This is a genomic window from Paeniglutamicibacter psychrophenolicus (assembly GCF_017876575.1).
Classification (GTDB): domain Bacteria; phylum Actinomycetota; class Actinomycetes; order Actinomycetales; family Micrococcaceae; genus Paeniglutamicibacter; species Paeniglutamicibacter psychrophenolicus.
On sequence record NZ_JAGIOE010000001.1, the window covers coordinates 3,518,535 to 3,543,448 of the forward strand.

Genomic DNA, 24,914 nt, shown 5'->3' on the forward strand with positions numbered 1-24,914 from the left:
GACATGCCGCGTGGAATCCTCCTCCACATGGACCGGAACGCCGCCTACCCGCAGCAACACTTGAGCTGGTCGGGCGAACCGCGTACCCGCAGGCCCGGTATCGGCGCCACATTTCCGACCGCCGGCTCCCTGTTGGCGGCCCTGGCAAGAGCAACCGGGCGTACCGATAACAGGACCATGGCATTTGCCGTTCCATCGCGCAGCTTCCCGCAACGGGGCGGGATTCAGGTTCTCTCGCCCCGCAGGCCCTTGTTCCAGGGCATGTACCTGGGCCAGCTTCTCGCCTCATTGGCGGGCCTCTGGAACGGCGGGCGGTTCAGAAGCGGCTGCGGCCGGTTCCTGCTTCCGGCCGCAGCCCTCAAGGCCCCCGCCGGAGGGCCCCGCGCCTTGTTCGCGCGGGAACCTTCTTGCGCATGATTCCAGGCATCCCATCCCCCGCGATTCGAATGGAAGATGGCGCCACCGGGCCGTCGCGTCCGCCGACGCACCCGGGACACCAAGCACTTGCGCGGACACCCCGGTGAATTCCCTTGGCGCGTGCGGCGCGGCATGGGGAATTTCAGAGAACGAAGACCCTGTCATGACCGACACGACCGCACCAGAGAACCAAGACTCCGCCGCCCGCACCGGATACGATCCGGATTTCCTGGCAACCCATATCGAGGCCCCGGCACTCGATGAAAGCATCCGTGACGATGCGGTGCTGTGGGAGGGGGCCGCAACCGTCCCCTATACGCATTTCTCCCTCACCCTGAGCCGTTCGCGGCGATTCGCCCGCTGGGTCGCGTGGAACATCGACGGCGCCAGCATCAAGCGCCTCAGCCGTGCCAACTCGAACTTCACCGACGACCCCCGGCTTCCCGACGACGCACAAACCGGCAACGAGCTATACGCCAACAACCGCCTGGACCGCGGGCACCTGGCACGCCGCGCCGACCTGCTCTGGGGCGACTTGCCCGGGGCCAAGCAGGCGAACAAGGATTCGTTCTACTACACCAACATCACGCCGCAAATGGACGATTTCAACCAAAGCAGCAAGGAAGGGATCTGGGGCCGCCTCGAGAACGCGGTCTTTGAGGAAGTCGACGTCGATGACCTGCGCGTCAGCGTCTTCGGCGGCCCGGTCTTCCACGAGGATGACCGCATCTACCGCGGCACAGCGCTGCCGCACGAATACTGGAAGCTCGTGGCCTTCTTCGAGGGCGGCGTCCTGAAGTCGCGCGCGTTCCTGCTCACCCAGAACCTGGACCAGCTTCGGGCGCTGATGGACCTCGACGAATTCCGGGTGTACCAAATCACCCTGGTTGAACTCGAGGATCGCACCATGCTCCATTTCCCCGAAGCCCTGCATGCGGCCGACGCGCCCACGACCGCCACGACCCGGGCCGCCGGGGAACGCATGCCGCTGGACTCGGCCGCCGGGATCCAATGGTGACTCCATGCCGAAGCGACAGGATGGATCCCATCGCGACACATTCGGCGATCCGCTGCCACAGCCAGTGCTCCGGCTCGTTGCCGCACCATGAATCGGAGCCGGAAGTCTCCGGAGGTCCTTGGGAGTTGCCGGACCGGGCGCTGGGCTTTCCCGGCGCTTGACCTATGCGCGAAATGCCCGCAGATCGGGCAGAGCACCGCGACAATGCGGGCCATGCTGGCCATGCTGGCCAGCCTCACCACGTACCAGGCCTGGATTCCCCCAGGCCGATGCCGCCCATTCACGGCGATGTGCGATTCGAGGCCGACTGATTGGCCCCGCGGCCGCTGCCCCGCCCCGCGCATGGCGCAGCATTGTTGCATTGGACTCCGGGGCCGCAGGAATCCAGCCCGAAGCCGGTCCCGTGCGCCGGTGTCCCGATTTCCCCGGGACGGGCGAAACGGGCTTCAATGCCCCGACAGGTGCCCTCGATGAATCCGAGCGATTCCCGCCCGTTGCGGCAAGGCTCTCCCTGAAGCAAGGCAACCCGTCCGGTTTCGGCCGCCACGGATTTGGGCATTGCCCATCAATCGTGATGCCCAACACACCAGAGGCGGAGTTGCGGTATACGGTGTAATTGTCGGCTTCGAGACCGCCCAGGACTTGAAATCGACATACGCGGGCGCCACCGACCAAGGAATTTCCAGGCTGGATGCCGGCCGACCCATCCCGTCCCTTCAGCGGTCTGCCCTCGAGGCACCTATCAAGATTGGATGCACCATGAGTGCTGTCACCACCCAGAGATTTCCCCACGCCGATGCCCCGCCCCGGACGGGACTCCCGAAACAGCAACCCGGCATCATCCAGTGCCGGCTGTGGACGCGGGCATGAAGTCCTACGCGAAGGGCGAGACCCTGGTACCCCTGTTGACCGAAACGATCGGCCGCTCATTTGAATCGACGGTTCGGGGCCACAGCGCATCGGAAGCCCTGGTCGAGGTTGCCACCGGGCGACGCTGGACCTGGGCGGAACTTGATCGCGACGTCGACGACCTGGCCAGGGGCCTGCTTGCGGCAGGAATGGCCAAGGGCGACCGCTTGGGCATCTGGGCACCCAATTGCGCCGAATGGACCCTGGTGCAGTTCGCCACGGCGAAGATCGGTGTCATCCTGGTCAATATCAACCCGGCCTACCGATCCCATGAATACGCCTATGCAGCCAACCACAGCGGCTTGCGGATGCTCATCGCAGCATCGCGGTTCAAGGCCGGCGACAACAGGTCCATGATCGAACAGACCGCGGACGAGACCCCGGGACTGGAACGCGTGGTCTACCTCGACACGGCCGACTGGGCCGAACTCATCGAGTCGGGGCGGGAGATCGCCCCGGACGCCGTGGCCCGGCGCATGAAGTCGTTGTTGCCCGATGACCCGATCAATATCCAGTACACCTCGGGCACCACCGGGTTCCCCAAGGGGGCAACGCTCAGCCACCGCAACATCCTGAACAACGGGCACTTCACCACCGAGCTGATCGGCCTGGGTGCCGCCGACCGGCTGTGCATCCCGGTCCCGTTCTACCACTGCTTCGGAATGGTCATGGCCAACATCGGCTGCATGACCCACGGGGCCACCATGGTGATCCCGTCACCCGGGTTCGACGCCGAAATCACCCTGCAAACCATCGCCGCGGAGCAATGCACGGCCGTCTACGGGGTGCCGACCATGTTCATTGCCATGCAGAACCACGCCTCGTTTGGAACCCATGATTTTTCCAGCCTGCGCACCGGAATCATGGCGGGTTCGGTCTGTCCGGTGGAGGTCATGCAGCGCTGCATCAAGGAAATGAACATGTCCGAGGTGTCCATCGCCTACGGGATGACCGAAACCAGCCCGGTCTCCTGCCAAACCCGTGCGGATGACGATCTTGGGCGTCGCACGGCAACCATCGGCCGGGTCCACCCGCACCTGGAAATCAAGATCGTCGACCCGGCCACCGGCGAAACCCTGGAGCGGGGCCACACCGGCGAATTGTGCACCCGCGGCTACTCGGTGATGCTCGGCTACTGGAACGATGCGGAAAAAACCGCCGAAGCGATTGACGCCGAGGGCTGGATGCACACCGGCGACCTCGCCGAGATGCGCGAGGACGGGTATTGCAACGTCGTGGGCCGGATCAAGGACATGGTGATCCGCGGCGGGGAAAACATCTACCCTCGGGAGATCGAGGAATTCCTGTACCGTCATCCGGACATCGAAGATGTCCAGGTCATCGGCGTGCCCGATGAAAAGTACGGCGAGGCGCTGTGTGCCTGCATCAAGATGAAGGAAGGGGCCACGCCGCTGGATCTGCCGGCACTGCAGGATTTCGTACGTGGCCGGCTGGCCCGCTACAAGGTCCCGGAGCATTTGGTCATCGTCGATGAATTCCCGATGACGGTGACCGGGAAGATCCGCAAGATCCAGCTTCGCGAGGAAGCATCGGCCAAGCTCGGCCTTTGAGTCGTTTCCGGGGATGCCGACCTAGAGCAGGCGCGTGAGGGCCGTTCGCAGTTGATCCCACGATCGCTCGATCATTGCGAAGTCCGCCGGCCCCTCGCCGACATAGGTGTCGGTCAGTGATGCCATGCCGCCGCGCATGGCATTCAGCCCGTCCCTGGCCCCGCGGCGCAGCTGCTCGCGGCTCTCCGCCCCGGCGACCCGGTTCCTGATCCAGGCTGCACTGCGGGCGACGGCGTCGGCGGAGCCGGGCGTTCCCGGCTTGGCATACCTGGTGAAATGTTTCTCCAGCCGCTGGGTGATCTCGATGACCTCGTCAATGGATGCCCGTTTCCGGTCCCGTTTCAGGAGGTTGGTCAATCGCGCGATTCCCATGGCCGCCACTCTATTCGCCTGGTCCTGCCGGAAAAATGCTTGCATGTTTAACGCCGCAAGGGCGGGCCGTTCCGGATTGCTCCGGGACGGCCCGCCCTTGCGGTGCGTGGATCGTGCGCTAGCTGGTTAGCTGGCGGAGATCTGGCGCAGGACGTACTGCAGGATGCCACCATTACGGTAGTAGTCCGCCTCGCCCGGGGTGTCGATGCGCAGGTCGGCATCGAAGGAGACGGTCTTGCCGTCTTCGCCCACGGCGGTGACCTTCAGGGTCTTGGGGGTGGTGCCGTTGTTGAGTTCGGTCACTCCCTCGACTGAGAAGGTCTCGGTGCCGGTCAGGCCCAGGGTCTCGGCGTTTTCGCCGGCCGGGAACTGCAGCGGAAGAACGCCCATGCCGATGAGGTTCGAGCGGTGGATGCGCTCGAACGACTCGGTGATGACGGCCTTGACGCCGAGCAACGCGGTGCCCTTGGCTGCCCAGTCGCGCGAGGAGCCCGAACCGTATTCCTTGCCACCGAGAACGACCAGCGGGGTGCCGGCTTCCTTGTAGTTCTGCGCAGCGTCGTAGACGTAGGCCTGCGGAGAGCCTTCCTGGGTGAAGTCGCGGGTGAAGCCACCCTCGACGCCGTCCAGGATCTGGTTGCGGATGCGGATGTTCGCGAACGTGCCGCGGATCATGACCTCGTGGTTGCCACGGCGCGAGCCGTAGGAGTTGAAGTCCTTGCGGTCCACGCCGTTGGCCAGCAGGTACTGGCCGGCCGGGGAATCGGACTTGAACGAGCCGGCCGGGGAGATGTGGTCGGTGGTGACCGAATCGCCCAGCTTCAGCAGCACGCGCGCACCGGAAATGTCCTCGACCGGAGCCGGGGTTGCCTGCATGCCCTCGAAGTACGGGGGCTTGCGGACGTAGGTCGAATCCTCGGCCCACTCGAAGGTGTTGCCCGCCGGGGTGTCCAGGGCCTTCCAGCGGTCGTCGCCGTCAAAGACGCCCTCGTAGCCGCGGGCGAACATGCCCTCGTCGATGGAGGAGTCGATGGTCGCCTGGACCTCGGTCGGGGTCGGCCAGATGTCCTTGAGGAACACCTCGTTGCCGGCATCGTCGGTGCCCAGCGAGTCGTTCTCGAAGTCGAAGTCCATGGTGCCGGCCAGGGCGTAGGCGATGACCAACGGCGGGGACGCCAGGTAGTTCATCTTCACGTCCGGGTTGATGCGGCCTTCGAAGTTGCGGTTGCCCGAGAGCACGGCGGTTGCGGAGAGGTCGTGCGCCTGGATGGCCTCGGAGATCTCGGCGTCCAGCGGACCGGAGTTGCCGATGCAGGTGGCGCAGCCGTAGCCCACGATGAAGAAGCCGAGCTTCTCCAGGTACGGCATGAGGCCGGACTTCTCGTAGTACTCGGTGACGACCTTCGAGCCCGGGGCGACGGAGGTCTTGACCCACGGCTTGGACACCAGGCCCTTTTCCACTGCCTTGCGTGCCAGCAGTGCTGCGGCAAGCATGACCGAGGGGTTGGACGTGTTGGTGCACGAGGTGATCGAGGCGATGGAAACCAGGCCGTGGTCGATCGAGAACGACGTTCCGTCGGCCTTGGTGACCTCGACGGAGGTCGACGGGCGGCCGATGCCCAGCTCGTCGGCTGCGCCTTCGGCGTAGTTGTGGATGTCCTTGCGGAACTGCTCCTTCGCGCTGGAGAGCTCGATGCGGTCCTGGGGACGCTTCGGGCCGGCGATGGAGGGAACCACGGTGGACAGGTCCAGCTCGAGGAACTCGGAGAAGCGGATCTCGCGGCTCGGGTCGTGCCACAGGCCCTGCTCCTTGGCGTAGGCCTCGACGAGGTCCACGTTCTCCTGGGAGCGGCCGGTCAGGCGCAGGTAGTCCAGGGTGACATCGTCGATCGGGAACATGGCCGCGGTGGAACCGAATTCCGGGGACATGTTGCCGATGGTGGCGCGGTTTGCCAGCGGAACCTCGGCAACGCCCTGACCGTAGAACTCGACGAACTTGCCGACGACACCGTGCTTGCGCAGCATCTCGGTGATGGTCAGCACGACGTCGGTGGCGGTGGCGCCGGCGGCGATCGCACCGTTGAGCTTGAAGCCCACGACGCGCGGGATGAGCATGGAGACCGGCTGGCCGAGCATTGCCGCCTCGGCCTCGATGCCGCCCACGCCCCAGCCCAGCACGCCCATGCCGTTGACCATGGTGGTGTGCGAGTCGGTGCCGACGCAGGTGTCGGGGTAGGCACGCAGCACGCCGTTGACCTCACGGGTCATCACGGTGCGGGCCAGGAACTCGATGTTCACCTGGTGCACGATGCCGGTGCCTGGCGGGACGACCTTGAAGTCGTCGAACGCGGTCTGGCCCCAGCGCAGGAACTGGTAACGCTCGCCGTTGCGCTGGTACTCGATCTCCATGTTGCGCTCGAGCGCACCGGCGTTGCCGAATGCGTCGATCTGCACGGAGTGGTCGATGACCATTTCGGCAGGTGCCAACGGGTTCACGCGGGTGGGGTCGCCACCCAGGTCCTTGACGGCCTCGCGCATCGTGGCGAGGTCAACGATGCACGGAACACCGGTGAAGTCCTGCATCAAGACGCGTGCCGGGGTGAACTGGATTTCGGTGTTGGGTTCAGACGCGGGATCCCACTGGCCCAGGGCCTTGACGTGGTCCGCGGTGATGTTCGCACCGTCTTCGGTGCGAAGCAGGTTCTCCAACAGAACCTTGAGGCTGTACGGAAGGCTTTGCGCACCTTCGACGGCGTTCAGCCGGTAAATTTCATATTCGTTGCCCTTGACGTCCAATACGCCCTTGGCACCAAAACTGTCCACATTGCTCACGGGGACTCCTCTCGCCGGATTCTTCATCTTCGTTGCACATCCACAAGGAAATCCAGTTAGGCGATCCTAACTGAGTTCAACTCGTGGTTTCTTGCGACAGAGCTACAGACAGTCTATCCCCCGTCGCCCATCGAACCCCGCCATCCCGACATTTTCGGGTTCAGCGGGGTCACATCCCCGCTCAGCGGCGAACAAACAATCCGACGGTCTCCATGTGGTGGGTGTGCGGATACAGGTCGATGACCTCGACCTCGTCCAGGCGGAAACCGGCAGCGCCCAGGTCGGCCGTGTCGCGGGCGAACGAGGCCGGGTCGCAGGAAACGTAGGAGATCTTCTTGGCGCCCGAACGGACCATCGCGGAGACCGCCGCCTTGCCGGCACCGGTGCGCGGCGGATCAAGCACGATCGAGTCGAGCTTGGCCTTGCGGGTGTTCAATTCGCGCGACAGCGTCTTCTCGACGCGGCCCTGGGAAATGATCGCCTGGGGGAACTCGCGCAGGTTCTTGATCGCGTCCTTGCTGGTGCCCGGGGCGCCCTCGATGGACAACAGCATGCCATCGTCCCCCACGGCCTTGGCCAGCGGGGCGCTGAAGAGCCCCGCGCCGGCGTAGAGGTCGGCAACCCGGGCACCGTAGCCCGGTGCCAGCTGGGCCATGACGCGCTCGACCAGCGTGGCCGGGGCCAGGCGGTGGATCTGCCAGAAGCCCTCGCCGGTGATGCGGTAGTCGTGCCCGGCAACGGACTCGGAAAGCCAGGTGCGCCCGCGCAGGCGCTGCAGCTCGCCCCGGCCGTCGGCGACGGAGCCGCCGACCTGGGTGACGGAGGCGGCGGAGGCCCACTCCGGCAGGCGCTTGGCGGCGCGCCCGGCGGCCCCGGCGACGGTTCCGTCCTCGACGAAGAGCACCAGCACGCCGGCGTCCTCGGCGGAGCCGACGGCAACCTCGACGCGGCTGATGCCCACCAGCGGCAGTTCCCAGAGCTTGAGCTCGTTGATCTTCGGGTGCGCCAGCGGCATGTCCTTGACCGGGACCAGGTCGTTGGAGCGGAAGGGGCTCATGGCCAGGCGGCCCTTGGAATCGACGGCAAACGCCGTGCGGGTGCGCCAGCCCAACGCGTCATCGCTCTCGCCCTCGGGGGCCCGCACGCCGGTGAAGCCGTGTTCGGCTGCGTCGATGCCACCCAGACGAGCCAGCTGCTCCACGAAGATCTGGCCCTTGATCTCGCGCTGGGCATCCAGGGAGATGTGCCCGAATTCGGCGCCGCCCACCGGCAGCGCGCCGCGTGCGGCCGCGTGCAGGGAGTCGGCCTGCGTCCAGAAATGCGGCACCCGGGATTCGGCCGGCTCGTGGACCTCCACGACGTCGCCGCGCCAGAAGCGGGCCTTCTCGCCGTCTTCGCGCACGGCGACGGACACCAGTTCGCCGGGGATCCCGTGGCGCACGAAGATCACCCGGCCCTCGTGGCGGGCGACGGTGTGTCCGCCGTGGGCAGGCGCGCCCAGGCGCACCTTCAGGATGTTTTCGTGCGTGCTCATGGAGTGTCTTTCGGCTTGGAGATCGGAAGTGTTGCGGAAGTGTTGCGGGGTTTGGTCCCGGCCGAGCCCTGCTCGGTGGGACCCAGGAACGTCGAGACGTCCGAGGAGGCCAGGCGCCACGGCACCGAGGCCACCACGACCCCGGGCTCGTAGTGCAGTCGGTTCTTGATGCGCATCGCCGTCTGGTTGTGGACCAGCTGCTCCCACCACCGGCCCACCACGTATTCGGGGATGTACACGACGATCAAGTCGCGCGGGGAATCGCGCTTGATGGAGCGGATGTACTCGATCAACGGCGCGGAGATCTCCCGGTACGGCGAGGCCAACACCGTGATCGGCACCGGGATGCCCAGGGCCTCCCACTGCTTCAGCGTCGCCTCGGTGCGCTCGGAATCGGCGTCCACGACGATGGCATCGAGCTTCGATGGCCTGGCGGCGCGGGCGAAGGCCACGGCCCGCAGCACCGGCTTGCGCAGCGTGGAGACCAGCACCAGGGCGTGCACGCGGGCCGGCAATGCGGTGGCCGAGTCCTCGGAGCCGATGGCCAGTTCCACGTCGACCTGCACGTAGTGCCGGTGCAGCGCGTCCATCATGAAGAAGAGCACCGCGATGCCGAGCACCGCCAGCCAGGCTCCGTGCACCAGCCGGGTGCCAAGCACGATCACCAGCACCGCCGCGGTGAGGCCGAAGCCCACCAGGTTCAGCAGCCTCGAGCGGTGGATGCGGGCGCGCACCCGCTTGTCCGGGGTCTGGGCCAGTTCGCGGCCCCAGTGCCTGATCATGCCCAGCTGGCTCAGCGTGAAGGAGACGAACACCCCCACCACGTAGAGCTGGATCAGCGTCGGCACGTGGGCGTTGAACACCCAGATCAGCACGATCGCGGCAATGGCCAGGGCCAGGATGCCGTTGGAGAAGCCCAGCCGGTCCCCGCGGGTGCGCAGCTGGCGGGGCAGGTAACCGTCGGTGGCCAGGTGCGAGGCCAGGTTCGGGAAGGAATTGAAGGAGGTGTGCGAGGCCATCAGCAGCACCGCCACGGTCAGGGCCAGCACCAGGTACAGACCCACCGACCCGCCGCCGAAGATCGCCTCGGCCAACTGGCCCAGCACCGGGTGCTGGATGTAGTCCCCCGGGATCGGTCCGCCGTCCAGACGCAGCCCGGTGGCCGGGTCCTCGACGACGTGGACCTGCACGGCCCGGGCCAGGTACATGGTCCCCAGGGTCAGCGCGCCGGCAATCAGCCCCAGCAGCAGCAACACGGTCGCCGCATTGCGGGCCTTGGGCGCGGCCAGCGTGTGCACGTTGGAGATCGGGACCTCCACGCCGGTCAGCGCGGCCGAACCGGTGGAGAAGGCGCGTAGCACCAGCAGCACCCCGGCCAGCCCGGTGAGCCCGTGCGGGTAGTCCGGGTCCGGGACGACCTCGAACCCGGCACTCGGTGCGGTGCCCAGGTTCCCGGTCGCGGCCAGGATTCCGCCGGCCGCCAGCATCACCAACACCACCCCGACAAAGAGGTACACCGGTGCCGCGCTCCCGATCCGGGAGCGGCCGCGCCCGCGCAGGTTCAGCACCGCGAGGATCACGACCCCGGCGGTCGCGACCCATGCCTGGGACCCGGCCATGGCGGGGAACGCGGCGATGACGTAGTGCGATGCCGAGGAAATCGACACGGCCACGGTGAGCACGAAGTCCACCAGCAGGGCAGCCGCCACGGTGGTCCCGGCGCGGTGCCCCAGGTTCACCGAGGCGATCTCGTAGTCCCCGCCGCCGGAGGGGTAGGCCTTCACCGACTGCCGGTAGGAGGCAATGATGACCAGCATGACGACCATGACGGCCAGGCCCACCGAGGGCGAGAACGCCATGGCGCCCAGCCCGGCCAGCGCCAGGGTGAGCATCACCTCGTCCGGGGCGTAGGCGATGGAGGAGAACGCGGAGGCGGAGAAAATGGGCAGCGCGAGGCGTTTGCGAAGCGGCGCCTGCTTCAGCCTTTCGGTCCTGAAGGGGCGCCCCACCAGAATCCGCTTCAGCGCGGCAAGGAATGAAAGCACGATCCAAAGCTAGCCGCCTTTGCCCTGCCCTGTCATACACCACACCGAACCAGGGCACGTGAACAATCACGCATCCGGGCCCCGAACCGTGAAACACTGGTAGTGAACCGTGCCGCGGAGGACCGCAGGCACATGGTGGGAACAAAGGGATGGATCATGGCGCACTTCGTCATCATGGGTTGCGGCCGGGTCGGGGTGACCCTGGCCCACACGCTCGACGACGCCGGCCACTCGGTGGCCATCATCGACCAGGACGACCGCGCCTTCCGCAGGTTGCGGCGCAACTTCTCCGGGCTGAAGGTCTCCGGGGTCGGATTCGACCGCGAAACCCTGGAACGGGCAAACATCTCCGAGGCCTATGCCTTTGCCGCGGTCTCCAGCGGCGACAACTCCAACATCCTTGCCACCCGGGTGGCCCGCGAGACCTACCACGTCCCGCACGTGGTGGCCCGGATCTACGATCCCGGACGCGCGGAGATCTACCAACGCCTGGGCATCCCCACGGTCGCAGCGGTCCGCTGGAGCTCGGACCAGGTGCTGCGCCGGATCCTGCCCGAGCACTCGCTCAACGGGGATTTCCGCGAGGCCTCCGGCCGGCTGATCCTCGGCGAGGTCAACGTCCACGAGGGCTGGTACGGCTACGGGCTCGAGGAGCTCGAGGCCGCCGCCCCGATCCGCATCGCCTACCTCTCGCGCTTTGGCGAAGGGGTGCTGCCGGTGCCCGGCATGCGGCTGCAGCAAGGCGACATCGTGCACGCGATGATGCCGGTCAATGCCGGCAAGGACATCGAAAAGGTCCTTTCCGTCGCCCCCAAGCCAACCACGGAGCAGAACGCACAATGAAGGTCATGATTGCCGGAGCAGGCTCCGTGGGAAGTTCCATTGCCAAGGAATTGATCACCAACGGGCACGAGGTGCTGCTCATCGACGAAAAGCCCGAGGTCGTCTCGCGTGCCGGGGTCCAGGGCGCGCGCTGGCTCTTCGGCGACGCCTGCGAGCTCTCGGTGCTCAAGGAGGCCAAGCTCGAGGAGGTCGACGTGGTCGTCTCGGCCACGGGAGACGACAAGGTCAACCTGGTCGTTTCCCTGCTGGCCAAGAGCGAGTTCGGGGTCGGGCGCACCGTGGGCCGGGTCAACAACCCGAAGAACGACTGGATGTTCGACGACGCCTGGGGCGTGGACGTCGCGGTGAGCACCCCGCGCCTGATGACCGCACTGGTCGAGGAGGCGGTGGAGATCGGCGACCTGGTGCGCCTGATGACCCTGCAGTCCGGGGTCGTGTCGATGGTGGAGTTCACCGTGCCGCACGATTCGGCGCTGATCGGGCGCACCCTGGGCTCGGTGCCGTGGCCGGACGACGCCACGGTGGTGGCGATCCTGCGCGACGACGTGCCGCTGGCCCCCAGCCCGGACGATGTCGTCGAGGGCGGGGACGAGCTGTTCTTCGTGACCACCATCGTGGCCGAGGACCAGCTGCGCGCGGTGCTGCGCAACTCGGAGCCCGAACAGCGGTAGCCCGCGGTGCCGCCTGGCCTATGCGGCCGGGTCGGTGACCTGGGTGCCGGGCTGCGGGCGGGAAACCATCCAGGCGACCCAGAGGCCCGCGGCGTACAGCGGGACCCCCATGGCCAGGCGCGCGGCGCCCAGGGCCGGGACGTTGTCGGCGAAGTACAGCGGAACCTGCACGGCCAATCGGGCGGCGAAGACCGCCACCACGATCCAGGTCGCCCAGGCGTAGGCCTTGGCGCGGGACTTGCTGGAACGCCATTTCGTGTTTTCCGAACGAATGAAACCGAAGATCACGCCCATCAGCGGCCAGCGAACCAGAATCGAAATCACCAGCGCGCCTCCGTAGGCCAGGTTCGTGTAGAAGCCCGGGACGTAGTAGTCCTTGGCCTCCCCGGTGACGCGGGAGAAGATCGCGCAGATTGCCACGCCCACCAGACCGGTCAGCGCCTGGGTGAGGGTTCCGCGGCGCACCAGGCGGGCCACCGTGAACACCACGGCCACCGCCACCGAGGCGATCAGCGCAGGGTTCAGCTGCTGCCAGAGGGTGAAGATGACCAGGAAGACCACTCCCGGAAGCAGCGATTCGAGAAGCCCGCGCACCCCGCCAACGGTCTTGAGCACGTCGATCTGCCCGTCGTCGCGGCGTTCGATCCCGGCATTGGCACCGATGCGCCGGGCCACGTCCTCGGCGCTCGGGCCGCTTTCCGCGCCGGGGTCCTCGGGCTTGGGGGTTTCTTCGCTGTGCTCGCTCATGGCGCTGTCTTGTCCTTGGGTGGCGTGGTGCGGTGGATGGGGGCGCTGCCGGGCACCTGTTACTTGGCGGCGGTGCGCTCGGGAAGGATCTCGTAGCGCGGGTTGAAGATCGTGGGGACCAGGTCGATGGGCGCGACCATGCCTTCGTAGCGGATCCTGGACCCTGCCAGGAGCCCCGGCACGCGGCGCTGGCCCACGAAGACCAGCCGCAGGTGCGGCACCGCATTGCGGCGGCCCCCCGGGGGTGCCGGGTGGTCCACGATCGTCACGGTGAAGGCCGGGGCCTGCTGCGGGGGCAGGATCGTGATGGATTCGACATAGCCGCGGTGGGCGATGCGCCCGCGCACCGGAAGTTCGGCCAGCGAGGCCAGTCGCTGGAATCCGGTCTGCGGCAGCACACCCGCCGCGGCCGGAACCGCTGCGGGTGCCGGCTGGCCCCGCTTGGCCTTGGGCGCCTTGTCCTTGGGCACGTCGCTAGCCGATCTGGGTGATTTCCGGGCCGCGTTCGGGGCGCTCGGTGTCAGGGGCCTGCTCCGCGGCATCCGGTGCCTCGTTCGGGCGGGCCAGCGCGCCGGCGGGAACCGTCAGCGGCAAAAGCTCGGTCGGGGGCATCGGGGTGTCTCCGCGCACGACCACGACCTGGGCCAGTGCGTCTTCCATGGCCTTGGCTTCCTCCATGTCGGTCAGCGCGGCTCCGCCGATCACCGCACGCAGGAACCAGCGCGGGCCGTCGATGCCCAGGAAGCGCAGCACCACATGGCCTTGGCGCCCGTCGGGAGCCACCTGCGGAACCCGGGCCAGCAGTTCGTTGCCGAAGCGGCCGGGGACCATTTCGGTTTCCCCGCCCTGGTCGGCGATCCCGGTGGCGATCTGCGTGGAGATCCCGGGCCACAGGTCATCGGTCTTGGGTGCGGCAAAGACCTGCAGCTGCATGCGCGAGCCGCCGATCTCCAGGGCCACCGCGATGACCCGCTGCGTGGATTCCTCGACCTCGAGGCGCAGCTGCAGGCCGGGGACCGGCTTGATCAGCAGGGCGCCGAGGTCCAGGTAGCCGTCGTGGTCCTCGAAGTCGTCCCCGTCAAAGGGTCCCTGGGCGGTGTCCCGCACGGCGGCCGGTGCCGCTGCGGTGTCCCCGGTTCCCTGGGCGGGCGCAGGTTCGGCGGCGGTCGGGAGCTCCCCGGCCGGTTCCTTGGCCTGCGCGGCCGCGGCGTTGAGCTCGGCGATCGTCTGCTCGGGCTGCGCCTGGGCTTCGGCCTTCTTCTTGCGCTTGAAAATCATGGAAGTAGCTCTCTTGCTGTGTCGGCCGAGGGATATCGGCGGCCGTACCTAGTGGCTGGTGGTTGCGGCTTCAAAACCGCCGGTGGAGCCAAAGCCGCCGGCGCCGCGCGCGGTGTCATCAAGTTCCTGCACCTGGATGAATCGGGCCCGTTCGACCCGCTGGATCACCAGTTGGGCGATGCGGTCCCCGCGCTTCAACACGATCGGGGTGGTTGCATCCGTGTTCAACAACGTGACTTTCAACTCACCACGGTACCCGGCATCGACGGTTCCGGGCGCATTGACCACGGTCAACCCGTGCTTGGTCGCCAGTCCGGAGCGAGGATGGATGAGTCCGACGAAGCCCGTCGGCAGCGCCAGGGAAACACCGGTGGGCACCAGGGCCCGTTGCCCCGGCTCCAATGTGACGTCCTCGCGGGCGCACAGATCCGCTCCCGCATCCCCTTCATGCGCATAGCTTGGAACCGGAAGTTCGGGATCAAGCATTTTCAGGGCGATATCGACACTCGATTCGGACATGTGTTTTCCACTCCAGGGGGGTCGGGTTGGGGTGTGCGCGCCGTTGGTGCCAACGCGCGTTTCGCCCTTAACTCTAGTCCCTTGCGGCCGTTCGCGATGGCGTCGGGGCAACTGCCCACCGCCTATGCTTGTGGGTATGGCCGAGAACCCTTCCCCAATGCAATCTTCCCCCGTCCTCTTCCGCGAAAAGCTGTGGCCCGCCTGGTGGATCTGGGTCGTGACGCTGGGCCTGGGCGGCACCGCCGCCGTCGCTTTCATGCCCATTGGCATCTCCTGGGGCGTGGTTGCCGGGATCGTCGCCCTGGGCCTGATCTCCTTCGCGCTGGTCATGAGCACCCCCGTCATCGAGGTCACCGACCACTCCGTGCGCGTGGGACGGGCCACCATCGAGCGCGAGTTCATCGGCGAGGTCACCGGCTACCGCGGTTCGGACGCCTACCACCAGCGAGGCCCGGGCCTGAACGGCATCGCCTTCATGTGCATCCGCGGCTGGATCGACCCGGTGGTGCGCATCGAGATCACCGATGAGCGCGATTCCACCCCTTACTGGCTGGCCTCCACCCGCCGCCCGGAGGAACTCACCGCGGTCCTGGGCGGGCTGATGGTGCAGTACCGCGAGGCGCAGGAGGCCGGGAACGAGCCGGACAGCGCCCACACCCCGGACTCCCCCGCCGGGCCGGAGACGGCCTAGGCACCACCGGTCCCACACGGCAACGAGAAGCGCCCGCCACCTCCGTCCCCCGCAGAAACACGCGGGGTTGCGGAAGCGGCGGGCGCTTTGTCGTTCACCGAAGGACCTGGCCCTCCGCCTAGCCCTCGCAGTCGGTGCAGTACAGCAGCCCGTCCCTTTCCAGGGCGATCTGCGAGCGGTGCCGCACCAGGAAACAGGAGGCACAGGTGAACTCGTCGGCCTGCGCCGGAAGCACCATGACCGCCAGCTCTTCGCCGGAGAGGTCGGCGCCGGGCAGCTCGTAGCTGTCGGCCAGTGCCGCTTCGTCTTCGTCAATGAGGTTCGAGGCATTGGTGTTCGTGTTGCGTTGCGCCTTCAGCTCGGGCAGTGCCTCGGGCTTCTCATCGTCTTCGGCATGCCTTCGAGGTGCATCGTAGTCGGTTGCCATAATTGCTGCTTCACACTCCGCTTGGTTCAAGCTGTCGTTCGTATCGGGGTTGCCCGGCGGGCCATGTTGGTGCCCCGGTCAATCCGCGCGTTTGGATGCGCCTATGATTCAACGCAGAACAGGTCATTTTTGTGCCCGGTTCCCCACGGCCTGTTTATCATTGCATCTTCAGGGCCGAAGTCTGGATTTATTGCCCGGTTTTACCGGTTTTTGCGTTCCCTTGAGGGAATAATCATGAAGCCGCCGCGCGCCACACCAAGGCGCCTCTTAGGTATTTGGCGGTGCAGGTGGCAGAGTTTTACCCATAACACGACGGTTTGTGGAGGATAGTCATGCGTCAACTCCGACTGGTGGGCATCCACGAGAACGGTGAGAGCCTGCACCTGAGCAGCGAGGATGGCAACAGCTTTGTGCTGCCCATCGATGAAGCGCTGCGCAGTGCATTGACTCGAGCTGCCCGGGCCGATCGTTCCCAGGCACCCGTTGCCCCGCTGTCGCCGCGCGACATCCAGACCCGGATCCGCTCCGGGGCCACCGCCGAGGAAGTCGCAGCCGATTCCGGCATGCCGCTGGAACGCATCATGCGCTACGAGGGCCCGGTCCTGGCCGAACGCGAATACATCGCGGCCCAGGCCCGCAACGTCGAGGTCTCGGCCCCGCAAACCCACGACGGCTACCGCAGCATCTTCGGCGAAGAGCCGGCCAACCTCGGCGAAATGGTCGCCTACCGCATCCACTCCCTGGGCATCGACAACGAGACCCTTGCCTGGGATGCCTGGCGCGCCGCCGACGGCTCCTGGGACGTGGTGGCCCGCTTCGAGCTGCCCGAAACCGATGCGAGCATCGCCCTGGATTCCGGTTCCGAGGAATCGATGGCCAAGTGGGCCTTCCATCCCAGCCGCAAGTCGCTGCAGAATGCGAACCGCTGGGCCCAGGTGCTCAGCGAGCTCGAGCCGCTCGACGCCCCGGTCGGCGCCCGCCGCCTGACCGCCGTCGCCGATGCCCCCTTCGATGTCGAGGCCGACGGCGACGAGGTGGATTTCGAGTCCGCAGTGGCCGACTCCGAGCAGCTTCTGGACGTGCTCAGCGCCCGTCGCGGGCAGCGCCTGGGGCTCGACGAGGAGGGCGACGACGCCCTGGCCGCGATGCTCTCGCGTTCCCCGCACCCTGACGATGACCCGCGCCTGGCCGGCCCCGCGCCACTGGACGACGGACTGCCCAAGCTCTACGACGGCATCAGCACCCGCACCACCTCGATCTCCCTGGTGCCCGGCCCCCGGCAGGGCACCGACGAGGACAAGGACCCGGAGAACGGGGCCGAGTCCGGCGACGACGAGGCCGGCGGCAAGAAGAAGGCCAAGCGGTCCTCGGTGCCCAGCTGGGACGAGATCGTCTTCGGGCGCCGCAACAACAACGACTGACTTTCCCGGCCCTGATTCGCCCCGGCGCCGTCCAGCGGACGGGCCGGGCGAGACACGGACCGCGCAGCAAGGGCCCGCACCCACGGCAAGTTTCGATTGCCGGGTGCGGGCCCTTGGCGTTGGCGCCGCTACTTCTTTGCGGGCTTCGCCAGCACCAGCAGCGGAACCTCGCACTCGGCGCGGGTCATCGAGCCGTGCTGCCCGACCATCGCGAACGCCGCGGGGTTGACCCTGCGCCCGTCCAGGAACGCCACGTCTTCGGCGGCCAGGATCAGCAGGTCCCCGATGCGTTCACGCACCGCCTCGGCCACCGGCCCGAACAGCCCGTGCGCAATGGCCTCGTCGCGGGAAAGCACCCAGGCCTTGGCGCCAAATCGTTCGCGCCAGGCCTCGGCCACGGCCTCACGCCGGTCTTCGGAGGTGCGGGCGTCGAAGTGCAGCTGCACCCCGCGCGGTTCCCCGGCGGTCAGTTCCACCCCGTCGAGAAGATCGGGAAACTCGGAGTAGTCGATCCGCCATTTCTCCTCCACGTCGATCATCCCGTGGTCGGCGGTCAGCAGCAGCAGTGTGCCTGCCGGGACGCGGGCGGCCAGTGTCCGCATGAGCGAGTCCAGGTCCTCCAGCGCGTTGCCCCATTGCGCCGAGCCCTTGCCGTGGCGGTGCCCGGCCTTGTCCAGCTCGTTGAAGTAGCAGTAGACCAGGGCGCGCGGGTTGGCCGCCAGGACCTCGCAGGTGGCCCGCACGCGGGCGTGCGTGGATTCGGCCGGCATGAAGACCGGGCCGCGCAGCGCCGCGGCGGTCAGCGCCGAGCCCTTGAACTGGGACAGGGACACCGTGGCGGTGTGCACCCCGGCCGCGGCGGCCTTCTCGAAGACCGTCGGGTGCGGTTGCCAGGAGTGCGGGTCAAGGTCCTTGGGCCAGCCGCCCAGCTGGTTGACCACGCGGCGGCGCGCCGGATCCACAGCGTCGTAGCCGACCACCCCATGTTGCCCCGGCGGCAGGCCGGTGCCCAGGGACGCCAGCGAGGCCGCGGTGGTGGAGGGGAAGGAAGAAAGCAGGGTCTGGGAATTCTCCATGAGCTTGCGCAGGAACGGGGCGTGTCCCCCGCGGGCGCGCAGCAGCGCCTTGCCCAGCCCGTCGACCATCACCACGGCAATGCGGTTGGCCGCCGGAAGCCCCAGGTGGTTTTCGAAGCCCGGCACCCCCAGCGCGGCGGCGGCGCTGGGAAGCAGTTCGGCAATGGTCTTGCTGCCGTAGGGCGGGGCCGCCGGAAGCGCGGAGGCCGGGGTCTTGCGGGTGCTGGTTGCCAAGATGCGTGTGCCTTTCCGGGGCCTTAGCCCTGGTGGGTGTTGCGGCCGAAGCGCGAGCCGACGCGGCCGCGGACCTCTGCCGCCGGTGCCGGAAGTACGGTGCGCACCTCGGCGCCGCGCGGGGCGGAGGCCCGGCGCATGGCCTTGGCGAAGGCGCGGGCGGCGGTCACGGCCTTGACGCCGTCGGCCTCGGCGCTGACGCGCAGCACCAGGTCCTCCTGCTGGGAGGTGCCGGTGTAGCCGTGGTCGGCATCGCAGTTCGGGTCCGCACAGCCGGCCGGGGCCAGGTCGATGCGCTGGGCGCCGGCCCAGGCGATGCCCAGGGTCAGTTCCTTGACCATGTCGCCGGTGCGGTAGTTCTGCGGCTGGTGGTAGACGTAGCTGGTGGCCACGGTGGCGACCTTGGAAAGCTGGACCAGCTCGGTGGAGATCTGGGCCATGACTTCCTTGCCCTTTTCGTCGAGCTGCTGGTCATCGACATGGGTGACCAGCAGGACGTCCTCGGCCAGCACCAGCACGGTGATGTGGCGGTGGACCTCGTGCTGGTCGAAGTGGGTCTCCAGGTGCACCAGGTGGCCACCGGGTTCCCGGCCGTCGAGAGCCTCGTCAATGACGTCCGCAACGATCTTGGGGTAGAAACCCGCACGGTTGAGGTCAGCTTGCAGGTCCGGGTCCGAGGCAGAAGAAAGGGGGGTCATGCCATCCAGTCTACCCAAGGGCGCCGACGGTTCAGTGGCTCATGGCCCGCCGGGCCGAATCGGTGCGCTGTTCCGCGTTGCCCAGCCAGGTGTCCACGCCGAGCACGACCGTGCCGCCGGCGGAGGCCATGACCGGGTTGATCTCCAGCAATGAGACCTCCGGGTGGTTGTCCTTCAGCGTCGCCACCCGATTGAGCAGGTCTTCCAACGCCGCGAGGTCCACGGCGGGAAGCCCCTGGTAGCCGCGCAGCCGGGCCGCGGCCCGCGGGGTGCCCACCAGGTCCGCGAGGTCGGTGTTGGTCAGCGGCGGGATCCCGTGCGCCCAGTCGTCAAGCAGGTTCACCGCGTCCCCGGCCAGCCCGAAGGAGACCACCGGGCCCAGCAGCGGATCCTCGACCGCGCGGATGACGCAGCCCTGGCCGGCCGGGGCCATGGACTGGACCTCCAGGTCGGTGGCCGCGTACGGGTCCAGGACCTCGCGCATATGCGCGATGTTTGAGCGCAACGAGGATTCGTCGGTGATGTTCAGCCTGACCCCGCCCAGGTCCAGGCGGTGGCGCAGGTTTTCGTCGCGGGCCTTGATGGCCACCGGCCAGCCCAGCCGCGCGGCGGCGGCAACGGCCTGGTCTGCGGTCTCGAATCCGGCGGACTCGAGCACCCGGATCCCGTAGTGGCCCAGCAGCACCGCGGCCTGCGCCTTGGACAGGTGCAGCAAATCCACCCCGTCCACCGCGCCGAGCGCGTCCTCGATGAAGTCCGCGGCCGCCGCCACGTCGATGCCCTCCGGGGCGATGACCTCCCCGTGTTCCCGGACGACCCAGCGCGCATAGCGGACAATGGCCGCCAGCGCATTGACCGCGACCCCGGGGCTGGAGTAGCAGGGCAGGCCGTAGCCGCGCCCTTGGGCATCCGTGCCGGCATCGAGCAGCCCGTCGGCGGTGGACACCGGGTCCAGCAGGCCCGTGAACACGGCAACCACGGGCTTGCCCGAGGGCGCGGCGGCCTCGCGGATGGCCCTGGCCAGCATGGCGTTGGTGAGCCCGGGTTCGGGCAGTAGCGTGATGATCGCGCAGTGCACCGCGGGGTGTTCCAGCGCCCGCACCAGGGCCGCGGCCAGCCGCGGCAGGGCGCGGGAGGCCCCTTCGTGCAGGGCGATGTCCGCATCGGAAACCGTGACATCGAGCCCGTTCTGCCCGGCGGCGTCGGCGACCACCGAGGCCAGGGCCGCGGAGTTGGCCAGCACCGCGATCCCGTTTCCGGCCGGAAGCGGCTGGGCGGCGACGACCTGGGCGACCTCCATCAATTCCTCGTTGGTGCGCACCCGGATCACCCCGGACTGGCGCAGCATCGCATCGACGGCGGCAGCGGGCGCCTGGGTGGTGCGCACCGCGTGGCCCGGGGGCAGGCGCAGGCCCATGACATCGGACTTGGCCACGATCACGGGCTTGGAGTGCGAGAGCCGGCGGGCGATGCGGGAGAACTTGCGCGGGTTGCCGAAGGATTCCAGGTACAGGCCCACCGCCCGGGTGCCGGGGTCGTCCTCCCAGAACTGCATGGCGTCGTTGCCCGAGACATCGGCCCGGTTGCCCGCCGAGACGATCGAGGAGACCCCGACACCACGGCGCACCGAGGCCGCATAGAGCAGCACGCCCACGGCGGCTGATTGGCTGAACAGCCCCATGGTGCCGGCCTTGGGCATGCCGGGGGCCACCGAGGCGTTCATGGAGGTGGCCGGATCGGTGTTCACCAGGCCCAGGGAGGCGGGGCCGATCACGCGCATGCCGTTGGCCCGGGCCAGGCGCACCAGTTCCCGCTGGCGCGCCAGCCCGGATTCGCCGTCCTTCTCGAAGCCGCCGGTGGCGATCAGCAGCCCCTTGGCTCCCACGGCCGCGCATTCGGTGATGACCTGGTGGATGGACTCCATGGGAACGGCAACCACGGCCAGGTCGATGGGGCCGGGGACCTCGGCCACCGAGGCGTAGCTGGCCAGCCCGCCGAGCTCGAAGGCCTGCGGGTTCACCGCATACACGGTTCCGGTGTAGCCGCCCTCGATGATGTTGTGCAGCAGCGTGTGCCCGATGGTGCCCCATTCGCGGCTGGCGCCGATCACCGCGATGGAGTCCGGGGCCAGCAGCCCGGCCAGGGACTTGGCCTCGGCGCGGTGCTCGCGCGATTCCATCACCGCCCGGGACTTCTCGGTGGGGTCGATGGGGAACTCGAGCATCACCACGCCCTCGTCGAAGTGCCGCTTGACCGCATAGCCGGCCTCGGCAAAGACCGTGAGCATTTTCCGGTTCTCCGGCAACACCTCGGCGGAGAAGCGCTCGATGTCGTTTTCGCGTGCCGCGGCGGCCAGGTGCTCAAGCAGGATCGAGCCCACGCCCATGCCCTGGTAGGCGTCGGAAATATTGAAGGCGACCTCGGCGTCAGTGGGGTCGTCGAGGCGGTCGTAGCGGCCCACCCCGATGATGTCCTCGCCGCGGATCACCACGAAAGCAACCCTGTCCACGTGGTTGACTTCGGTGAAGCGTTTGAGCTCTTTGGCCGTTAGCGCAGATTTGTACGTAAAATAGCGCATGTAGACGGAGGATTCCGACTGGCTCCGATGCATTTTTTGCAAATTGTCGGCGTCGGTTGGTTGAATCGGACGTAGATGTGCCGTCGAGCCATTGCGCAAGACAACGTCCGCTTCCCAATGGGACGGATATTCACCGGGTTTACGACCATCCACCATAGGCTTAGCCTAGCGGCCACCGCGACTCGGGCACTTGGATCGACGCGCCGGAACCGCAGCATGAACATGAACCTGGCCTTGCCGAAGGCCGGGCATCAGTACCGAATCGAGGATTCACACCCAATATGGCGCGCAAAAAGCCTGAACCACTGCCCGCGGACTTCGTGGAACACATCGTTGACATCGATGTGACCAAGGAAATGGAAGGCTCCTTCCTGGAGTACGCCTACTCGGTGATCTACTCCCGCGCCCTGCCCGATGCCCGCGACGGGCTCAAGCCCGTGCAGCGGCGCATCCTGTTCATGATGTCCGAGATGGGCCTGCGCCCGGACAAGGGCCACGTCAAGAGCGCCCGCGTGGTCGGCGAGGTCATGGGCAAGCTGCACCCGCACGGCGACACCGCCATCTACGACGCTATGGTGCGTATGAGCCAGGGCTTCGCGCTGCGCCTGCCGCTGATCGACGGGCACGGAAACTTCGGCTCGCTGGACGACGGCCCGGCCGCCCCGCGCTACACCGAGGCGCGCCTGGATGCCTCGGCTGTGGCGATGACCGCGAACCTGGACGAGGATGTCGTGGATTTCGTCCCGAACTACGACAACCAGTTCATGCAGCCGGCGGTGCTCCCGGCCGCCTTCCCGAACCTTTTGGTCAACGGCACCACCGGCATCGCCGTGGGCATGGCCACCAACATGGCCCCGCACAACCTCGGCGAGGTCATTGCCGCGGCCCGGCACCTGATCGCCCACCCGGACGCCGACCTGGCTGCCATCTCGAAGTTCATCCCGGGCCCGGACATGCCCACCGGCGGGAAGATCGTGGGACTGGACGGGATCCGCGACGCCTACCGCACCGGCCGTGGCACCTTCAAGACCCGGGCCAAGGTGGAGCTCGAGCAAATCACCGCGCGCCGCGCCGGGCTTGTGGTCACCGAGCTGCCCTACATGGTGGGCCCGGAAAAGGTGATCGAGAAGATCAAGGACGCCGTCAATGCCAAGAAGCTCACCGGCATCGCCGACGTGGTGGATCTGACCGACCGCAACCACGGGCTGCGCCTGGTCATCGAGCTGAAGAACGGCTTCAACCCCAACGCGGTACTGGCCCAGCTGTTCAAGTTCACCCCGATGGAGGATTCCTTCGGCATCAACAACGTTGCCCTGGTCGAGGGCCAGCCGCGCACCCTGGGGCTGCTGGAGCTGCTCACCGTGTATGTGGAGCACCGGCTGCTGGTGGTGCGCCGCCGCACCAGCCACCGTCTGCAGAAGAAGCTGGACCGGTTGCACCTGGTCGAGGGCCTGCTCATTGCGATCGTCGACATCGACGAGGTCATCGCGATCATCCGCTCCTCGGACGAGACCGCCCAGGCCCGCGAGCGCCTGATGACCATCTACGACCTGTCCGAGCTGCAGGCCAACCACATCCTGGAGCTGCGACTGCGCCAGCTGACCAAGTTCTCCAGGCTGGAACTTGAGAAGGAGGCCGAGGAACTGCGCGCGGCCATCGACGAGCTCAAGGCGATCCTGGACTCCGACACCATGCTGCGCGACCTGGTTTCCGGCGAGCTGGCGGAGATGAGCGAGAAGTTCGCCACCCCGCGCCGGACCGTGCTGCTGGAATCCGAATCCGGCACCCCGCTGAAGGGAACCGCCATGCCGGCGGTGGCCACAACGGGCAAGGCGGCGCCGCTGAGCCTGGAGATCGCCGACGACCCGTGCCGGGTGCTGCTCTCGGCCACCGGCCAGGTGGCCCGCATGTCCTCGGCCGATCCGCTGGACGGGGCCGGGGCGCGGGTGAAGCACGATGTGCTTTCCTCCGTGGTGGCAACCAGTGCCCGCGGGGAGATCGGCGGAATCACCTCCACCGGGCGGATGCTGCGCCTGCAGGTCGTTGACTTGCCGCTGCTGCCCCCGGCCCACGGATTCCCGCAGCTCACCGGCGGGGTGAAGGTCGACGAATTTGCCCAGCTTGCCAAGGGCGAGAAGATGGTCGCCCTGGTGCCGCTGAACAAGGTCGTTGCGCTGGGCACCGCCAACGGCGTGGTCAAGCGGCTGGCCCCGGACTACCCGCTGAACCGCGACGAGTGGGAAGCCATCACACTCAAGGACAACGACACCGTCATCGGCGCCGCGGTGGGAGAAGACGAGACGGAACTGGTCTTCGCCACCCGCGGCGCGCAGCTGCTGCGCTTTGCCGCCTCCGCGGTGCGCCCCCAGGGCCGCACCGCCGGGGGCATGGCGGGCATCAAGCTCGGTGCCGATGACACTGTGATCTTCTTCGGCGTGGTCGAATCCGACGCCCCGTCCCCGGTCTTCGTGTCCATCGCGACAGGGTCGAACACGCTGCCGGGCACCGCCTCGCACTCGGTGAAGGTCACCGACTTCGCCGAGTACCCGGCCAAGGGCCGGGCGACCGGCGGGGTGCGGGCGCACCGTTTCCTGAAGGGCGAGGACCAGCTGGAGCTGGCCTATGCCGGTGCCGGCCCGGCGCGGGCGTCCTCCGCCGCCGGCGTGGTGCGTGCCCTGCCGACCGAGTACGCCAAGCGCGACGGCTCGGGCGTTCCGCTGGCCCAGGGCATCGACCTGCTCGGCGGCACCCCGGTGGCCGAGGGGAACGATGTGCAAGGCGCCACGGCGCCGGAGGGGCAGTTGCCGCCTCCCGGCTCCTCGAAGCGTGCGCCGCTGGTCGCGCCCGACGAGGATTCCCTGCCCTTTGCCGATTCGGGTGTGGTCGAGGTCGAGCCCGCCCGCCGGGTCGCGATCCAGGACTCGCTGCTCGAGGAGTAGCACCGTCGAACCGCCAACCGCGTGGTCCGGGGCTTCCCCCGGACCACGCAGGCCTCCCCTGCCAGGTCGTGAAGGCCGCGAAACTCCCGGCGTT

The 24,914-nt window shown here is 67.6% G+C and carries 19 protein-coding genes; 7 read left to right on the forward strand and 12 right to left on the reverse strand.

Going from position 1 to position 24,914, the window contains the following annotated elements; genetic code table 11:
* Positions 1-580 precede the first annotated feature (580 nt).
* Positions 581-1,435: a DNA/RNA non-specific endonuclease gene (locus JOF46_RS16000; RefSeq protein WP_209908719.1), complete on the forward strand. Its 855-nt coding sequence runs from the start codon at positions 581-583 to the stop codon at positions 1,433-1,435.
* An 866-nt stretch (positions 1,436-2,301) separates the two neighbouring features.
* The gene (locus JOF46_RS16005; protein ID WP_209908721.1) at positions 2,302-3,915 is read left to right on the forward strand and encodes an AMP-binding protein; all 1,614 of its coding nucleotides are present in this window, start codon (positions 2,302-2,304) and stop codon (positions 3,913-3,915) included.
* A gap of 21 nt (positions 3,916-3,936) precedes the next feature.
* Here JOF46_RS16005 and JOF46_RS16010 read toward each other — a convergent pair whose 3' ends face one another.
* The 4 genes from JOF46_RS16010 to JOF46_RS16025 form a co-directional block, all read right to left on the reverse strand.
* Complete coding sequence (locus JOF46_RS16010) at positions 3,937-4,272, reverse strand: hypothetical protein (protein ID WP_209908724.1); 336 nt, start codon at positions 4,270-4,272, stop codon at positions 3,937-3,939.
* Positions 4,273-4,413: 141 nt separating this feature from the next.
* Positions 4,414-7,119, reverse strand: a complete 2,706-nt coding sequence (acnA, locus tag JOF46_RS16015) for an aconitate hydratase AcnA (protein ID WP_342592477.1) — start codon at positions 7,117-7,119, stop codon at positions 4,414-4,416.
* A gap of 181 nt (positions 7,120-7,300) precedes the next feature.
* Complete coding sequence (locus JOF46_RS16020; RefSeq protein ID WP_209908731.1) at positions 7,301-8,653, reverse strand: class I SAM-dependent RNA methyltransferase; 1,353 nt, start codon at positions 8,651-8,653, stop codon at positions 7,301-7,303.
* Entirely contained in the window at positions 8,650-10,698 is a 2,049-nt protein-coding gene (locus JOF46_RS16025) for an APC family permease (protein WP_342592478.1), read from the reverse strand. Before JOF46_RS16025 ends, JOF46_RS16020 begins: the two co-directional genes overlap by 4 nt.
* A gap of 156 nt (positions 10,699-10,854) precedes the next feature.
* Between JOF46_RS16025 and JOF46_RS16030 the strand changes: the two genes are divergently transcribed.
* Both JOF46_RS16030 and JOF46_RS16035 read left to right on the forward strand, forming a co-directional pair.
* Positions 10,855-11,541, forward strand: coding sequence for a potassium channel family protein (locus JOF46_RS16030; RefSeq protein WP_209911976.1), 687 nt, complete (start codon positions 10,855-10,857; stop codon positions 11,539-11,541).
* Positions 11,538-12,212 carry a potassium channel family protein gene (locus tag JOF46_RS16035; RefSeq protein ID WP_209908734.1) on the forward strand — a complete coding sequence of 225 codons (675 nt, stop codon included), beginning with the start codon at positions 11,538-11,540 and terminating at the stop codon, positions 12,210-12,212. The genes JOF46_RS16030 and JOF46_RS16035 overlap by 4 nt, the downstream gene beginning before the upstream one ends.
* An 18-nt stretch (positions 12,213-12,230) precedes the next feature.
* Here JOF46_RS16035 and JOF46_RS16040 read toward each other — a convergent pair whose 3' ends face one another.
* Genes JOF46_RS16040 through dut form a run of 4 tightly spaced genes read right to left on the reverse strand, consistent with a single transcriptional unit; the run spans position 12,231 to position 14,756 of the window.
* Positions 12,231-12,959 (reverse strand): DUF3159 domain-containing protein, encoded by a 729-nt coding sequence (locus tag JOF46_RS16040; protein ID WP_209908737.1) that lies wholly within the window; start codon positions 12,957-12,959, stop codon positions 12,231-12,233.
* Positions 12,960-13,018: 59 nt separating this feature from the next.
* Positions 13,019-13,429, reverse strand: a complete 411-nt coding sequence (locus JOF46_RS16045) for a hypothetical protein (RefSeq protein ID WP_209908740.1) — start codon at positions 13,427-13,429, stop codon at positions 13,019-13,021.
* Between the two features lie 4 nt (positions 13,430-13,433).
* Positions 13,434-14,237, reverse strand: coding sequence for a DUF3710 domain-containing protein (locus tag JOF46_RS16050; RefSeq protein WP_209908742.1), 804 nt, complete (start codon positions 14,235-14,237; stop codon positions 13,434-13,436).
* Between the two features lie 48 nt (positions 14,238-14,285).
* Positions 14,286-14,756, reverse strand: a complete 471-nt coding sequence (gene dut / locus JOF46_RS16055; RefSeq protein ID WP_209908745.1) for a dUTP diphosphatase — start codon at positions 14,754-14,756, stop codon at positions 14,286-14,288.
* Between the two features lie 157 nt (positions 14,757-14,913).
* Here dut and JOF46_RS16060 point away from each other — a divergent pair, with 157 nt between their 5' ends.
* Complete coding sequence (locus JOF46_RS16060) at positions 14,914-15,447, forward strand: DUF3093 domain-containing protein (protein ID WP_342592480.1); 534 nt, start codon at positions 14,914-14,916, stop codon at positions 15,445-15,447.
* Between the two features lie 118 nt (positions 15,448-15,565).
* Here the strand turns inward: JOF46_RS16060 and JOF46_RS16065 are convergent, their stop codons facing one another.
* Positions 15,566-15,874 carry a DUF4193 domain-containing protein gene (locus tag JOF46_RS16065; protein ID WP_209908751.1) on the reverse strand — a complete coding sequence of 103 codons (309 nt, stop codon included), beginning with the start codon at positions 15,872-15,874 and terminating at the stop codon, positions 15,566-15,568.
* Between the two features lie 332 nt (positions 15,875-16,206).
* Here JOF46_RS16065 and sepH point away from each other — a divergent pair, with 332 nt between their 5' ends.
* On the forward strand, positions 16,207-17,295 hold the full coding sequence (gene sepH / locus JOF46_RS16070) for a septation protein SepH (protein ID WP_209908753.1): 1,089 nt from the start codon (positions 16,207-16,209) through the stop codon (positions 17,293-17,295).
* Positions 17,296-17,423: 128 nt separating this feature from the next.
* On the opposite strand, the gene JOF46_RS16075 is transcribed toward sepH, so the two are convergent.
* Genes JOF46_RS16075 through JOF46_RS16085 form a run of 3 tightly spaced genes read right to left on the reverse strand, consistent with a single transcriptional unit; the run spans position 17,424 to position 22,037 of the window.
* Positions 17,424-18,605, reverse strand: a complete 1,182-nt coding sequence (locus JOF46_RS16075; RefSeq protein ID WP_209908756.1) for an alkaline phosphatase family protein — start codon at positions 18,603-18,605, stop codon at positions 17,424-17,426.
* A 23-nt stretch (positions 18,606-18,628) separates the two neighbouring features.
* Entirely contained in the window at positions 18,629-19,303 is a 675-nt protein-coding gene (locus tag JOF46_RS16080; protein WP_209908758.1) for a DUF5998 family protein, read from the reverse strand.
* Between the two features lie 31 nt (positions 19,304-19,334).
* On the reverse strand, positions 19,335-22,037 hold the full coding sequence (locus tag JOF46_RS16085) for a bifunctional acetate--CoA ligase family protein/GNAT family N-acetyltransferase (protein WP_209908761.1): 2,703 nt from the start codon (positions 22,035-22,037) through the stop codon (positions 19,335-19,337).
* A 125-nt stretch (positions 22,038-22,162) separates the two neighbouring features.
* On the opposite strand from JOF46_RS16085, the gene JOF46_RS16090 reads away from it, so the two are divergent.
* Positions 22,163-24,820, forward strand: a complete 2,658-nt coding sequence (locus JOF46_RS16090) for a DNA gyrase/topoisomerase IV subunit A (protein WP_209908764.1) — start codon at positions 22,163-22,165, stop codon at positions 24,818-24,820.
* Positions 24,821-24,914 lie beyond the last annotated feature (94 nt).